Here is an 811-nt window from a genome sequence, read left to right as displayed (position 1 = left end):
CGGCATTGCCAAGTTGTTTTAGCTTGTCGTTTCCGATATTGATGTGGCATGCAATTACCGAGTTCATTTCCCCGGCTGAAGGGGTTTCGATTTCCGCGTGAGATTGTCGCTTATGCGGTTTGGGCCTATCATCGGTTTGCACTGAGCACCGCCGATGTGGAAGATCTGCTTGCCGAGCGAGGCGTGATTGTCAGCCGGGAAACGGTTCGACTTTGGATTAATCGCTTCGGCTGCCATTTTGCCAATTGCATTCGCAAAGAGCGGCCAAGGCCGAAAAACAAGTGGCACATGGATGAAGCCGTCATCACCATCGGTGGAAAGAAATTCTGGCTCTGGCGAGCAATCGATACGGACGGCGACGTTCTCGACATACTGGTTCAAGCGCGCCGTAATACAAAAGCCGCCAAACGCTTCTTCTCAAGGCTCGTCAGGCAATTCGGCCAGCCCCGCGTCGTCGTAACGGACAAGCTGGGCAGCTATGTAAAGCCGATACAGACTATCGCGCCCAATGCCGATCATCGTGCTCATAAAGGTTTGAACAACAGAATTGAAAATTCACACAGTCTAACTCGAAAACGTGAGAAAATCATGGGGCGGTTCAAATCGCTGCGTCAGGCGCAACGGTTCTTATCGGCCCACGATCAAATCAACACCATCTTCCGTCCTTGCCGTTACAATCTCACCGCCATCTCATACCGACATGCACGCACTGACGCATTTGCATTATGGCGTGACTACACTGCTGAAATGAACGCATAGCCGCCGGATCGCTATTATATTGCGACCCGCTTCAAACAACTTGGCAATGCCC

Annotated in this window: 1 protein-coding gene; it reads left to right on the top strand. The window is 51.7% G+C overall.

What is annotated here, in order from left to right; all coding sequences use genetic code 11:
• Window positions 1-48: 48 nt before the first annotated feature.
• On the top strand, window positions 49-759 hold the full coding sequence (locus tag DKP76_RS18885; RefSeq protein ID WP_109708179.1) for an IS6 family transposase: 711 nt from the start codon (window positions 49-51) through the stop codon (window positions 757-759).
• Window positions 760-811: the final 52 nt, after the last annotated feature.

It is taken from the genome of Falsochrobactrum shanghaiense, assembly GCF_003149535.1.
Taxonomy (GTDB): Bacteria; Pseudomonadota; Alphaproteobacteria; order Rhizobiales; family Rhizobiaceae; genus Brucella; species Brucella shanghaiense.
The sequence above is the reverse complement of the archived record's forward strand: the minus strand, read 5'-3'. Positions and strand labels throughout refer to the sequence as shown.